This window comes from Sphingomonas sp. Xoc002 (assembly GCF_050408055.1).
Classification (GTDB): Bacteria; Pseudomonadota; Alphaproteobacteria; order Sphingomonadales; family Sphingomonadaceae; genus Sphingomonas; species Sphingomonas yabuuchiae.
On sequence record NZ_CP191175.1, the window covers coordinates 2,481,276 to 2,495,472 of the forward strand.

8 protein-coding genes are annotated in these 14,197 nt (G+C 67.2%); all 8 read left to right on the top strand.

Annotated elements, in window-relative coordinates; genetic code table 11:
* Window positions 1-98: 98 nt before the first annotated feature.
* The 8 genes from ACQR50_RS11225 to ACQR50_RS11260 all read left to right on the top strand — a co-directional run bounded on the left by ACQR50_RS11225 (window position 99) and on the right by ACQR50_RS11260 (window position 14,196).
* Complete coding sequence (locus ACQR50_RS11225) at window positions 99-983, top strand: UDP-2,3-diacylglucosamine diphosphatase (RefSeq protein ID WP_428968378.1); 885 nt, start codon at window positions 99-101, stop codon at window positions 981-983.
* Window positions 984-1,002: 19 nt separating this feature from the next.
* Complete coding sequence (locus ACQR50_RS11230) at window positions 1,003-2,031, top strand: glycosyltransferase family 4 protein (RefSeq protein WP_428968379.1); 1,029 nt, start codon at window positions 1,003-1,005, stop codon at window positions 2,029-2,031.
* 303 nt (window positions 2,032-2,334) lie between these two features.
* Complete coding sequence (locus ACQR50_RS11235) at window positions 2,335-3,966, top strand: Na+/H+ antiporter (protein ID WP_428968380.1); 1,632 nt, start codon at window positions 2,335-2,337, stop codon at window positions 3,964-3,966.
* Between the two features lie 82 nt (window positions 3,967-4,048).
* Window positions 4,049-5,062 carry a DUF3667 domain-containing protein gene (locus ACQR50_RS11240; protein WP_428968381.1) on the top strand — a complete coding sequence of 338 codons (1,014 nt, stop codon included), beginning with the start codon at window positions 4,049-4,051 and terminating at the stop codon, window positions 5,060-5,062.
* Between the two features lie 344 nt (window positions 5,063-5,406).
* Window positions 5,407-7,953 (top strand): beta-mannosidase, encoded by a 2,547-nt coding sequence (locus tag ACQR50_RS11245; protein ID WP_428970691.1) that lies wholly within the window; start codon window positions 5,407-5,409, stop codon window positions 7,951-7,953.
* Window positions 7,950-10,466, top strand: a complete 2,517-nt coding sequence (locus ACQR50_RS11250; RefSeq protein WP_428968382.1) for a glycoside hydrolase family 3 C-terminal domain-containing protein — start codon at window positions 7,950-7,952, stop codon at window positions 10,464-10,466. Before ACQR50_RS11245 ends, ACQR50_RS11250 begins: the two co-directional genes overlap by 4 nt.
* The gene (locus tag ACQR50_RS11255) at window positions 10,463-11,887 is read left to right on the top strand and encodes a glycoside hydrolase family 125 protein (protein ID WP_428968383.1); all 1,425 of its coding nucleotides are present in this window, start codon (window positions 10,463-10,465) and stop codon (window positions 11,885-11,887) included. The genes ACQR50_RS11250 and ACQR50_RS11255 overlap by 4 nt, the downstream gene beginning before the upstream one ends.
* On the top strand, window positions 11,884-14,196 hold the full coding sequence (locus ACQR50_RS11260) for a GH92 family glycosyl hydrolase (RefSeq protein ID WP_428968384.1): 2,313 nt from the start codon (window positions 11,884-11,886) through the stop codon (window positions 14,194-14,196). The genes ACQR50_RS11255 and ACQR50_RS11260 overlap by 4 nt, the downstream gene beginning before the upstream one ends.
* The last annotated feature ends 1 nt before the right edge of the window (window position 14,197 follow it).

A 14,197-nucleotide genomic window follows, 5' to 3' on the forward strand; every position in this document is an offset into this window, starting at 1 on the left:
CGAGTCACGAAACTGCTGCGCGCCTGTCACCGATCTGCGACGCGGGCGTAACAGATGACGCCTAGGACATCCGGAACGCCAAGCGTGGGGTTCCGACGATGCCGATGACCAGCATTCCGATCGATGGCTCGCTGCACGAAGACGCCGCCATCCTCGACTTCATCCCCCGCGCGCCGGTGACGCCGGAGCCCGAGGGCCATGAGCGCCGCCGTTACCGCACCATCTGGATTTCGGACGTGCATCTCGGCACGCGCGGCTGCAATGCCGAGATGTTGATCGACTTTCTGGACCATGTCGACAGCGAGACCCTGTATCTGGTCGGCGACATGATCGACGGCTGGCGGCTGAAGAAGAAGTTCTACTGGCCCGCCGCGCACAACGACGTGGTCTGGCGCCTGCTCAAGCGGGCCAAGCGCGGCACCCGCGTCGTCTATATCCCCGGCAATCACGACGAGATCTTCCGTCAGTTCACCGGCATGGATTTCGGCGGCATCGCCATCTGTCGCAAGGCGATCCACGAGACGGCGGACGGCCGCCGCCTGCTGGTTCTGCATGGCGACGAGTTCGACGCGATCACGCTGGCGCATCGCTGGCTCGCCCATGTCGGCGACTTCGCCTATACAGCGCTGATGGAGGTGAACCGCTGGGTCAACGTCGTCCGGCGGTGGATGAAGCGCCCCTATTGGTCGCTGTCCAAGCACGCCAAGGCCAAGGTGAAGAACGCCGTCGCCTTCATCTCGCATTTCGAGGAAGTCGTCGCCCATGCGGCGGGCGCACGCGGCGTCGACGGGGTGGTCTGCGGTCATATCCACACCGCCGAAATCCGCGACATCAACGGCGTCACCTATTATAATGACGGCGACTGGGTGGAGGGCTGCACCGCGCTGGTCGAACATTTCGACGGCACGATGGAAATCCTGCACTGGGGCGACGAGATGGAGGCCCGGCGGAGCAAGCCGAACGTTGCCGCCATCGCCGCCTGATCGGGAAGGACAAGGCCGGATGCGGATCGCGATCGTCACCGACGCCTGGGCGCCCCAGGTCAATGGCGTCGTCCGCACCCTGCAATCGGTCACGGCCGAGCTGCGCGCGATGGGCCATGAGGTCGGCCTGGTGTCGCCGGACCTCTTCGCCTCGGTCCCCTGCCCCACTTACCCCGAAATCCGTCTGGCGCTGCCCGCCCCCGGTGCGGTCGGGCGGGCGCTGAGCGGGTTTGACCCCGACGCCGTGCACATCGCGACGGAAGGACCGCTGGGGCTGCTCGCGCGGCGCTGGTGCCTGTCGCGCGGCCTGCCCTTCACCACCGCCTATCATACGCAATTCCCGGAATATGTGGCGGCACGGGTCAAGGCGGTCAGCCCGGAACTCGTCTGGCGCTATGTCCGCTGGTTCCACGCGCCGTCGACCGCGATCCTGGCCTCGACGCCCAGCGTGGCCGCGACGCTGGCCGCACATGGCCTGCCGCAGAACCGGCATTGGGGACGCGGCGTCGACACCGCGCTCTTTCAGGCCGAAGGGCCGCGTGACAAAATGGTCGCGGGGCTGCCCGGCCCGGTGCAGCTCTATGCGGGCCGGGTCGCCGTCGAGAAGAACATCGCGGCGTTTCTCAATACACAAACGCCGGGCACCAAGATCGTGGTCGGCGACGGCCCGGCCCGCGCGGCACTGTCCGAGCAATATCCCGATGTCCGGTTCCTGGGCGCCAAGTTCGGCGAGGATCTGGCCGCCATCTACCGTGCGGCGGACGTGTTCGTCTTCCCCAGCCGGACCGATACGTTCGGGCTGGTGATGATCGAGGCGCTGGCCTGCGGAACGCCCGTCGCCGCCCTGCCGGTGCAGGGGCCGCTCGACGTGCTCAGCCCCGAGACCGGGGTGATGGACGAAGCGCTGGACCGGGCCATCGAGGGCGCCCTGACGCTCGATCGCGCGACCTGCGCGGCTTATGGGCAGGGCTTTTCGTGGCGGGCCAGCGCGGAACAGTTCCTGGGGGCCCTCGCTCCGATAGACCGCGAGTTGAAAGCGGCCGCCTGAACTATTCCTCCCCTGGAAGGGGAGGCGGCAGGGCGCAGCCCTGACGGAGGGGTGTCACGCTATCGAGAGGGGGACACCCCTCCGACGCGCTTCGCGCGCCACTTCCCCTTGCAGGGGAGGAATTAAGACAGCATGGATCAACCGATAAAATCCGTTTAACGGGTTGAACGCCGCTTGTCCTGCATGTCATGGTCAGGCCTCGCGCGATTCGTGTCGGCCTTGCCCCTCGCCTTTCGCTGATATGCCGGTCGTGCCGCCTTGTCGCCATGGCCACTCCAACCGCTGCACCCGAAAGGTCCCCGATTGGACATCGTCACGCTCAGCCTGTTCCTGCTCCTCGCCGTGGTGTTGAGCGGGGTCGTTTCCCGCCTGCTGCCCTCGGCACTTCCCCGTCCGCTCGTTCAGATCGCACTCGGCGCGGTGATCGGCGGGATCGCGCAAATCCGCGTCGAACTCGATCCCGAAATCTTCTTCCTGCTCTTCGTGCCGCCACTCCTCTTCCTCGATGGCTGGCGCATTCCGAAGGACGAGCTGTTCCGCGACGCGGGCGCGATCTTGGGGCTGGCGCTGGGGCTGGTGTTCCTGACGGTGCTGGGCATGGGGCTGTTCATTCACTGGATGATCCCCGCCATGCCCTATGCTGTCGCCTTCGCGCTGGCCGCCGTGGTGTCGCCGACCGACCCGATCGCGGTGTCGGCCATCGCGCAGAAGGTGCCGATCCCCAAGCGCATGATGCATATCTTGGAGGGGGAGTCGCTGCTCAACGACGCCTCGGGCCTGGTCTGCCTGCGCTTCGCGGTCGCCGCCGCGCTGACGGGGGCGTTTTCGCTGACCCATGCCGGGCTGACCTTCGCCTGGATGGCGGTGTCGGGCGTCGGGCTGGGCGTCGCCATCGCCTGGGGCACGATCACCGCCAAGAGCCTGTTCGCCCGGCGTTTCGGCGATGACAGCGGATCGAACATCCTGGTCAGCCTGCTGATCCCCTTCGCCGCCTATCTGGTCGCTGAACATGTCGAGAGCTCGGGCGTGCTGGCGGCGGCGGCGGCGGGCATCGCCATGTCCTTCACCAACGTCTCATCGGGTGTGAAGGCCGCCACCCGCATCCGGCGGCAGGCGGTGTGGGACATGCTGCAATTCACGCTGAACGGCATCATCTTCGTGCTGCTGGGCGAGCAATTGCCGCAGGTGTTCGCGGGTGCGCGCGACACGGTAATGCTGACCGGGCATGACAGTCTGTGGTGGCTGGGCCTGTACGTGCTGGCGATCGTCGCGGGGCTGGCGGCGCTTCGTTTCGCCTGGACCTGGGTCGCGCTGCGGCTGACCCTGTTCCGGCAACGCGGCACGCCGGGCCGCACCAGCCCGCCGCGCCGAGTCATCACCGCCATGTCGGTCGCGGGCGCACGCGGTGCGATCACGCTGGCGGGTGCCCTGACCCTGCCGCTGACGCTGGGCGACGGGACGCCCTTCCCCGCGCGCGATCTGGTGATCTTCCTGGCATGCGGCGTCATCCTGTCCTCGCTGGTCATCGCCAGCCTGACCCTGCCGCTGCTGCTGCGTGGCCTTGCCCTGCCGGTTCAGGACGGCATGAGCGAACTGGACCATACCCGCGTCGCCGCCGCCAAGGCCGCCATCGCCGAGCTGGAGCGGCTCCAGCATGAAATGGCGGAGGGCCGCGACGATGCCGACCAATATGTCGAGATCGCCTCGCGCCTGATGGACGGCTATCGCAGCCGGATCGACACGCTGGAGGGCGATGTCGACCCCGATGCCAAGCGATTGGAGGATGTCGAGAGGCGGATGCGGCTGGCCGCGATCCGGGCCGAGCGACGGGTCGTGTTCGACTTGCTCAACGCGCGCGCCATCGGGTCGGAGACCGCGCAGCGGCTGGGGCGTGAGCTCGACCTGGTCGACACCCGCCTGTCGGCGCAAAGCTGACCGCCGCGACGATCTTTGGCCTTGCGTCGGGCGGCGAATTATCGTGTCTCGTCAATGGGGTTTGCATCGATAGGGGGATAAGATGCAGGGGGACACGATGGTGGGGGACGAGGCGAAGGCCTGTCTGAATTGCGGCACGGCGCTGGTCGGCCATTATTGTCACGCCTGCGGCCAGTCGTCGCACATCCACCGCACGCTGGGCGCATGGTGGCATGATTTCAGCCATGGCGTCCTGCATATCGAGGGACAGGTGTGGCGGACGATGGCGATGCTCGTCACCAGACCCGGCGAACTGACCCGCCGCTATATCGCGGGCGAGCGACGGCGTTTCCTGTCCCCGCTGGCGCTGTATCTGTTCAGCGTTTTCCTGCTGTACATCGCCTATTCGGCCCTCGGGGGCTTTGCGACGTTCCATGCACCCGGCACGCAGGAGGCCGCGACTGAGCTGCGCGCCGAAGTCGCCAAGGTCGACCAGCGGATTGCGGTGATCGACCGCGATCGCGCCGCGGCCGTCGCCGCCAAACGTGATACCGCCCTGCTCGACAAGGAACGGGCGGAGCTGGTCGACCAAAAGCAAGGCATGGACTTCACCGCCAGTGCCATGACGCTGGGTGCTGGAGACGAAGCCCATTCCAGTTCCGGTGAACATCAGGAGCAGGTCATCACCGGCTGGAAATCGCTCGACGCCAAGATCGTCCATGCCATTCGCAACCCCGAGTTCCTCCTGTTCAAGATGGAGGCCAATGGTTACAAATTTTCCTGGGCGCTCATCCTGTTGTCGATGCCGTTCATGCGGCTGTTCTTCCTGTGGAAGCGCGGGCTGGCGATGTTCGACCATGCGGTGTTCGTCACCTATTCGCTCAGCTTCGTCAGCCTGCTGATGGTCGTGATGATCCTGTGGACGAAGCTGGCGCATCTGCCCGGGCTGGCGCTGCTGATGCTCGCCTTTCCCGTGCATCTGTTCCTTCAGATTCGCGGGGCCTATCGCCTGGGCCTGGTGTCGGGCCTGCTGATGACGCTGGTCGTCTCGGTCATGGCGGCGGCCGTTTTGCTGATCTGGATCATCGGGCTGCTGGCGCTGGGCATGGCGCATTGAGCCGCCAATCCATTGCAAGTGCAATGGGATGGAAGATCGTACCAGAAAATGGGTGGACGCCCCCCGTTCACCTCGCCATGATACCAAAACATACCATGAGAATACCGGCGCACGACAAGCCGGTGATGACGGGGGTGACGGATGGCGAGAAAGAGCCTGGCGCGATCGGGGACCTGCCCCGCTGTCGTCGCGCGTCCGCGCCGTGCGCCCCTTTCGGGTCCAAGCCATAGTCCAGCATCCTGTACGCGGTCGGCCCGACCCGGCGCAGCGATGCCGCTTTCGGGGAAATCGTTGTGAAACATCGTCTCGGTCTGATCCTGGCCGCGCTCGCCCTGCCCCTGCCGATGGCGGCTCCTGCGCTGGCCGCGCCCAAGACGGTGGCGACGCTCGACCGGTGGCAGGTGCGGATCGACCCAAAGGACGCCGCCGCGGCCGGCGCGCACCCACAGGCGGCGAACTGGCTGGCCGCGACCGTGCCCGGCAGCGTGCAGCAGGACCTGATCGCCGCGAACATCGTGCCCGATCCCTATAAGGGCGCGAACGAGGCCCCGATCCAGTGGGCGGGTCTGACCGGGTGGCAGTATCGCACCAATCTGGACGTGACGCCCGCCATGCTGGCCCGCGATCACCTGGACCTGGTGTTCGACGGGCTCGACACCTTCGCGACCGTCACGGTCAACGGCCAGCGCCTGCTGTCGGCGGACAATGCGCATCGCCGCTGGCGGGCCGATGCCAAGCCGCTGCTGAAGGCGGGTGCGAACGAGATCGTCGTCACCTTCGCCTCGCCGATCAAGACGCTCCAGCCGATGGTGCTGGCCGAGAAGCATCCGCTGCCCGGCGAATATGACTCGCCCTATGGCGACGAGCCGAAGGGCGTTCAGACCTCCCCCTATATCCGCAAGCCGAAATACCAATATGGCTGGGACTGGGCACCGCGCATCGTCAATGTGGGCATCTGGCGCCCCGCCCGCCTGGAAGCATGGGATGCCGCGCGCATCGACAATCTGCGCATCGAGCAGGAGGCGCTGACCGATGCCGAGGCGCGCATCCTCGCCCGAGCCTCGGTCGTCGCCGACCGCGCGCAGACGGCGCGGATGGACGTGACCGTCACCGGCCGCGACGGCCGCCGCATCAAGGTCCGCCGCGATGTCGCGCTCCAGCCGGGTGAAAATGACGTGGTCGTCCCCGTCGCGATCACCAGGCCGCAGCGCTGGCAGCCGGTCGGCTTCGGCGCGCATCCGCTCTACACCGTCAATGCCGCACTGGCCGGGGCGGATGCGGTCGAGAAGCGCACCGGCCTGCGCACCGTCGAGCTGGTCCGGAAGGACGGCAGCTTCGGGCTGAAGATCAACGGCAATGTGATCTTCGCCAAGGGCACCAACGTCATTCCCTTCGACGCCTTCCCGTCGCGCGTCGCCGCCGCCACCGAGCGCCAGATGCTGGAAAAGGCGGTTGCGGCGAACATGAACATCGTCCGCATCTGGGGCGGCGGCTATTATCCTGAACACAGCTTCTACGACGCCGCCGACGAACTGGGCCTGATGGTCTGGCAGGACTTCATGTTCGGCGGCGCGGTCACGCCCCCGGACGCCAAGTTCCGCGAGAATGTCCGTATCGAGGCCGAGGAGCAGGTCGCACGCCTGCAATCGCACCCCTCGCTGGTCATCTGGGCGGGCAATAATGAGGTGCTGTCGGGCTGGGAAAACTGGTCGGATCGCAAGGCGTTCAAAAAGGCGGTCGGCCCGGACGAGCAGGAGCGGATCGGCACCGGCATGGCGGTGATGTTCGATCGCGTGCTGCGCGAGGCGGTGGTCAAGAACGCGCCCGGCATCCCCTATTGGCCGGGCTCGCCCTCGACCGATTATGAGGGGCCGACCGACACCGACAAGGACGGCGACCGCCATTTCTGGGACGTGTGGTCGGGTTCCAAGCCGGTCGAGCGCTATACCGACAGCTGCCCGCGCTTCATGTCGGAATATGGTTTCCAGGCCTTTCCCGACATGTCGACCATCGCGACCTTCGCCAATCCGGCGGACTTCCGCATCGACAGCCCGGTGATGAAGGCGCACCAGAAGTTCCTGGCGGGCGAAGGCAATGAGCGCGTCACCTTCTATCTGAAGCAGAATCTGCGCGATCCGCGCGACTTCGCCGATCTGGTCTATCTGTCCCAGGCGATGCAGGCGCGCGCCATCGGCCTGGCCGCACGGCACCACCGCGCCTGCCGCCCGGTGACGCTGGGTTCGCTCTATTGGCAGCTCAACGACAGCTGGCCCGCGATCAGCTGGTCGAGCATCGATTGGACCGGGCATGACAAGATGCTCCAGCATGAGGTCCGCCGCTTCTTCGCACCCCAGACCATCGTCGCGGAGACCAAGCCCGGCGCGACGCGGATCGCCCTGGTGTCCGACGCCACGACGCCCAAGCCGCTCGGCTGGCGCGTCACCGGCTATGGCATGGACGGCCGCAAGCTGGGCTCGCAAAGCGGCAGCGTGACCATGGCCGCCGCCTCGGCCAGCGATGTCGCGACGATCCCCGACGCGACGCTGTTCGCGGGTGCCGCGCCGGAGAGCAGCTACGGCGTCGCCGAACTGTTCGACGGCGACAAGGTCGTCGCCCGCCAGATCATCGAGCGGAAGGTGCCGCGCGACATGCTCTACCCCGCGCCGGGCATCGCCGCGCGCTGGGCGGGCAAGCAGCTGACGCTGACCGCGCGCAACCTCGCGCGGCAGGTGCAGGTCAATTTCGGCACCACCGCCGCCGAACCGTCCGACGACGGTTTCGACCTGTTGCCTGGCGAGAGCATCACGCTCACCATTCAAAGCGACGCGGACGCCGCCACCCTGGCGCGCGAGCTCAAAATCTACACCCTCGGTCCGAAGGACGCCCAGTGATCCCGTTCCTCCTCCTCGCCGCCGCCGGTCAGGCCGCCACCCCCACCCTTCCCCCGGAGGCGCAGAAGCTGACCGTCGCGCAAAAGGCGGCGCAGCTGGTCAACGAAGCCCCCGCCGAGCCCGCGCTGAACCTGCCCGCCTATGACTGGTGGAGCGAGGGGCTGCACGGCATCGCGCGCAACGGACCGTCGACCGTGTTCCCGCAGGCGATGGGCATGGCCGCGACCTGGGACCCCGCGCTGATCCAGAAGGTCGGCGATGTCGTCGCGGTCGAGGCACGCGCCAAGTTCAATGCGCAGCCGCTGAACGCCGATCGCGGCCTATACCAGGGGCTGACCATCTGGTCGCCCAACATCAACATCTTCCGCGATCCGCGCTGGGGCCGGGGCCAGGAGACCTATGGCGAGGACCCGTTCCTCACCAGCCGCATCGGCATCGCCTTCGTGCGCGGCCTGCAAGGCCCGGACCTGAAACATCCCAAGGTCATCGCGACCGTCAAGCATATGGCGGTCCATTCGGGGCCCGAGGGCGGGCGCGACAGCTTCGACGTGATGGTGTCCCCGCGCGATCTGGAGGCGACCTACCTCCCCGCCTTCCGCGCCACCGTGACGGAGGGCAAGGCGCTGTCGCTGATGTGCGCCTATAACGCGATCCACGGCACGCCGGTCTGCGCCAACCCGATGCTGCTGACCCAGCGGCTGCGCACCGACTGGGGCTTCAACGGCCTCGTCGTGTCGGACTGCGATGCGGTCGGCAATATCTGGATGTTCCACCATGCGCAGCCCGATGCACCGGCAGCGGCGGCGGCGGCGCTGCGTGCGGGTACCGACCTGAATTGCGGCAAGGCCTATCTCTCGCTTCCGCAAGCGGTGGAGCGCGGCCTGATTACCGAAGGTGAGATCGACACCGCATTGGCCCGTGCGCTGGCGGTGCGGCGGATGCTGACGGTGGATTCGCCCTGGAACCGGATCAAGGCGAGCGAAGTCGGCACCCCCGCCCACCGCGCGCTGGCGCTGGAGACGGCGCGTAAGGGCATCATCCTGCTCGACAACCCGAACGACCTGCTGCCGCTCAAGGGCAAGACGCTTGCGGTATTCGGCGCGGATGCCGATGATCTGGGCGTGCTGGAGGGCAATTATCACGGCACCGCCATCAACCCCGTCACCCCGCTCGACGGCATCCGCGCCAGGTTCGGCCGCAACGTCCGCTATGCGCAAGGGTCGGTGCTGGCCGAAGGCGCGTTCGTCGGCGTGCCCGAAACCGCGCTGTCGGCGAACGGCAAGCCCGGCCTGACGGTCGAGACCATGGGCGCGAACGGCCAATGGTCGGTCGCGGGCCAGGATCGTCGCATCGATTTCAACTATACCAAGACCGCGCCCTTCCAGCGCCGCTGGACCGGCACGCTGATCCCGCCGGGGCCGGGCCAGTACCGCTTGCGGCTCGACGGCCCCGCCTGCTGGCACGCCTGCCCCGCGCATGACGCCGTGAAGCTTTATGTCGACGACCGGCTGGTCGTGGACGATGTGATCGGCGGCAAGGCACTGGAAACCACGATCGACGGTTCGGCCCCGCGCCGTATCCGGGTCGAGATCGATCACAAGGGCGGCGACGAGGGTCTGCGCCTGCAATGGCTGCCGCCCGCCGAAGCGCTGACCGCCGAGGCACTGAAGGTCGCCGGGACCGCCGACGTGCTGATCGCGGTCGTCGGCTTGTCGCCCGATCTGGAGGGCGAGGCGCTGGGCGTCTCGGTGCCCGGTTTCGCAGGCGGCGACCGGACCGAGGTCGTGCTGCCCGAGCCGCAGCGCAAGCTGCTCGCAGCGCTCCAGGCGACCGGCAAGCCGGTGGTCGCGGTCGTCATGTCGGGCTCGGCGGTGTCGCTGGGCGACTTCAAGCCCGCCGCGACGCTGGCGGCCTTCTATCCGGGCACCGAGGGCGGCACCGCGCTGGCCGAGATCCTCAGCGGTGACGTGAACCCGTCGGGTCGCCTGCCCGTCACCATCTATCAGTCGACCGCAGACCTGCCCGCCTTTGCCGATTACGGCATGAAGGAGCGCACCTATCGCTACTTCACCGGCAAGCCCGCCTGGGGCTTCGGCCATGGCCTGAGCTATACTAAGTTCGACTATGGCCAGCCGACCGTCACCGCCAGCGTCGCGGTGGGCCAGCCGGTCGATGTCGCGGTGCAGTTGCGCAATATCGGCCAGCGCGCCGGTGAGGAAGTGACCCAGGCCTATCTGGTCCCGCCCGCGACCGACGAGAAGCTGGTGCTGACCGACCCCGTGCTGCAACGCCAGCTCGTCGGCTTCACCCGCGTCGCACTCAAGCCCGGTCAGGCGGGCACCGCGCGCTTCACCATCGATCCGCGCCTGATGAGCCAGGTCTGGCGCGACGGCACCCGCCGCATCCTGCCGGGCACCTACAAGCTCTATATCGGCGGTGGTCAGCCGGGTGACGGCGCGGGGCAATGGACGCAGTTCACCGTGACCGGCACCGCGCAGGACCTGCCCAAATGACCCCGAACCGTCGTGAACTGATCGCCGGGGGCGCGGCGCTCGCCGCCGCCCCGGCCTTCGCCGCCGCGCCCGCCTTCCCCAGCAAGCGCCCGGCCGTCGCCGACCGCCGCTTCGTGTCGAAGGCGGTCGAGGCGGAGATCACCCGCATCTCGAAGCTGATCGCCGATCCCGAACTCCGCTGGATGTTCGGCAACTGCTATCCCAACACGCTCGACACCACGGTGCTGTCGCTGGGCGAGGTGGGAGGCAAGCCCGATGCCTTCGTCATCACCGGCGACATCCCCTGCCTGTGGCTGCGGGATTCGGCGGCGCAGCTGCGACCCTATCTGCATCTGGTGAAGCGCGATCCGGCGCTGGGGCGGCTGTTCCGCGGGCTGATCGGGCGGCAGGCGCGGTCGATCCTGATCGACCCTTACGCCAATGCCTTCATGCAGGACCCGACCGCCAAGACGAACCTCAGCTGGGCGTTGAAGGACGATACCGATATGAAGCCCGGCGTCGCCGAGCGGAAATGGGAGATCGACTCGCTCTGCTACGCGATCCGGCTGGCGCATGATTATTGGCGCGAGACGGGCGACACGACGCCGTTCGACGCCGAGTGGAAAGCCTCGGCCCGCCTGATCGTGAAGACCTTCCGCGAACAGCAGCGGAAGGAAGGCTCCGGCCCCTATCGCTTCCGCCGCTCCGCACCCGAGCCGACCGAGACGCTCTATCGCGGCTATGGGTTGCCGACGCGTCCCAACGGCATGATCCATTCGGGCTTCCGCCCCTCGGACGATGCCTGTCTCTACGGCCAGTTCATCCCCGCCAACCTGTTCGCGATGACGACGCTGCGCGAACTGGCGGCGCTCTCGAACGCGATCGGCGAGTCCGCGCTGGCACAGGACGCCACCACGCTGGCCACCGAGGTCGAGGCTGCGCTCAGGCAGTTCGGCACGATGACCCTGCCCAGCGGCGAGCGCGTCTGGGCCTATGAGGTCGATAGCTATGGCAATGCCGTCTTCATGGACGACGCCAATGTACCCTCGCTGTCGGGCCTGGCCTATCTCCGCTGCGTCGATGCAGCCGACCCGCTGTGGCAGCGCACCGTCGCGGCGTGCTGGAGCAAGTCCAATCCCTGGTATTTCGAGGGCAAGGCGCTGACCGGTATCGGCGGTCCGCACACCGGGCCGGGCCAGGTCTGGCCGATGTCGATCATCACCCGCGCGCTGACTTCGACCGACCCTGCGCTGCTGCGGTCGAGCCTCGCGATGATCCGTGGGTCGCATGGCGGTACGGGCTTCATTCACGAAGGGGTCGATATCGACGATCCCGCCAAGTTCACACGCGACTGGTTCGCCTGGGCCAATGGCCTGTTCGGCGAGCTGGTCGTCCATGTCGCGGCCACCCGGCCGGACGTATTGCGGGAGACGTTCGCATGATTTTGACCCGCCGCTCGCTCCTCGCCGGCACCGCGATCGCCAGCCTGCCGATCGGAGGCGTCAGCGCCGCCGTGCCGATGCCGGTCGCCCGTCCCAATCTGTTCGTAGGCACCGGCGGTGACGGCCATACCTATCCGGGCGCGGTGATGCCCTTCGGCATGGTGCAGCTGAGCCCCGATACCGATGTCGAGCGCTGGGACACCTGTTCGGGCTATCATCACGGCGACGGCTCGATCATGGGGTTCAGCCACACGCATCTGTCGGGCACCGGCATCGGCGACATGCTGGACGTGCTGGTCGTGCCGACGCGCGGCGAGCTGAAGCTGGTCGCGGGGCCGCTCTCCAACCCCGATGAAGGCTATCGCCAGCGCTATTCGGACGAACGGGCCGAGCCGGGTTATTACCGGGTGAAGCTCGAGTCCGGCGTGCTGGCCGAACTCACCGTCACCGAGCGCACCGGCTGGCACCGATATACCTATCCCAAGGGGCCGGGTCATGTGCTGGTCGACCTGTCGCATCTCGTCCTCGACAAGAGCGACGCCAAGCCGCTGATCACCGACGCCGAACTGACCATCGAGCCCGACGGCACGATCACCGGCACCCGCCGCGTGTTCCGCTGGGCCAAGGGGCGCCGCATCTTCTTCGCGATGCAGCTGTCGAAGAAGCCTTCACGCATCCAGCTTTACGGCGACGGCGACACGCCTGCGAACGGCACCGCCGTCAAGGGCAACCGCCTGAAGGCCGCCTTGTTCTTCGACGAACTGGGCGATGCGCCGCTGCTGGTCCGCTGCGGCATCTCGGCCGTGGATGTCGCGGGCGCCAAGGCGAACCTGGCCGCCGAAGCGAAGCACTGGGACTTCGACCGCGTCCGCCGCGCCGCCATGACCCGCTGGGCCGAAACGATGGGCGGCGTCCGCGTCGAGGGCGGCAGCCCCGACCAGCAGACGATCATGGCCTCCGCCAATTACCACACGCTGGTCGCGCCGACGCTCTTCTCGGACGTCGACGGGCGTTACGTCGGGCTGGACGGACAGGTGCACAAGGCCCCCGCCGGGCAGTTCGCCTACAGCACCTTCTCCACCTGGGACACGTACCGGGCGCTGCACCCCTGGCTGATCCTGACCCAGCCCGCCCAGGCCAAGAAGCTGGTCGACGACATCATCCGCCAGACGCAGCAAAGCGCCTATGGCCCGCCGGTCTGGACGCTCCAGGGCAAGGAGACGGGGATCATGATCGGCTGGCACGGCACGCCGATCATGGCCGAGGCGATGGTGAAGGGCATTCCCGCCGACTATGCCGCCGCCTGGCCCGGCATCGCCAAGCGCAGCTTCGACTTCACCGCGCCCGACATGGACAATAGCAAGGGCCGCGACCTGTATGACGCCAAGGGCTATGTGCCCGCGGACAAGTGGTTCGAGAGCGTCAGCCGGACGCAGGAATATGCCTATGACGATTGGGCCGCGTCGCACATCGCGCGCCGCGTCGGCAAGACGGCGGAGGCCGACCGGCTGCGCAAGCGCTCGGGCAACTGGCGCAACGTCATCGACCCCTCGATCAATTTCGCCCGCCCCCGCTTCAGCGACGGCAGCTGGTGGAAGGATTACGATCCCGTCCAGCTCGGCCATATGCCCAAGCCGTGGTGGCGCGACTATACCGAGGCGAATGGCTGGCAGGCGACCTTCCTCAACCAGCATGACGTCTATGGCCTGATCCGCCACATGGGCGGCGACGCGAAGTTCGAGGCGAAGCTGGACGAGCTGTTCAGTGCGCCCTCGACCCTGCCCAAGAACGCGCCGCCTGACATTTCGGGCCTGGTCGGCCAATATGCGCACGGCAACGAGCCGGACCAGCATGCGGCCTATCTCTATGCCTATGTCGGTGCGCCATGGAAAACCCAAGCCATGGTCCGCCGCCTGCTGACCGAGATGTACAAGAACGCGCCCGACGGCATCATCGGCAATGACGATTGCGGCCAGATGAGCGCATGGTTCCTCTTCTCTGCGCTCGGCTTCTATCCGGTCGATCCGGTCAGCGGCGCGTACGTCTTCGGCGGACCGCTGTTCGACCGCGCGCAACTGACGGTCGGCGGCGACAAGACGCTGGTCGTCGAGGCGAAGGGCAATGGCGCGGACAAGCCCTATATCCAGTCGGTGACCTGGAACGGCCGCCCCTGGACCAAGAGCTGGATCGACCATGCCACCCTGGCCAAGGGCGGCACCCTGTCCTTCACCATGGGCGACAAGCCGAACCCCGCCTTTGGCCGCGATCCCAAGGACCGTCCGCCGTCCTTCGACCACCTGCCCGCCTGAT

Coding starts and splice junctions, on each gene's coding strand:
- ACQR50_RS11255 (WP_428968383.1), top strand. CDS start 10,463: ATGACCCCGAACCGTCGTGAACTGATCGCCGGGGGCGCGGCGCTCGCC.
- ACQR50_RS11230 (WP_428968379.1), top strand. CDS start 1,003: ATGCGGATCGCGATCGTCACCGACGCCTGGGCGCCCCAGGTCAATGGC.
- ACQR50_RS11240 (WP_428968381.1), top strand. CDS start 4,049: ATGCAGGGGGACACGATGGTGGGGGACGAGGCGAAGGCCTGTCTGAAT.
- ACQR50_RS11245 (WP_428970691.1), top strand. CDS start 5,407: ATGGCGGCTCCTGCGCTGGCCGCGCCCAAGACGGTGGCGACGCTCGAC.
- ACQR50_RS11260 (WP_428968384.1), top strand. CDS start 11,884: ATGATTTTGACCCGCCGCTCGCTCCTCGCCGGCACCGCGATCGCCAGC.
- ACQR50_RS11225 (WP_428968378.1), top strand. CDS start 99: ATGCCGATGACCAGCATTCCGATCGATGGCTCGCTGCACGAAGACGCC.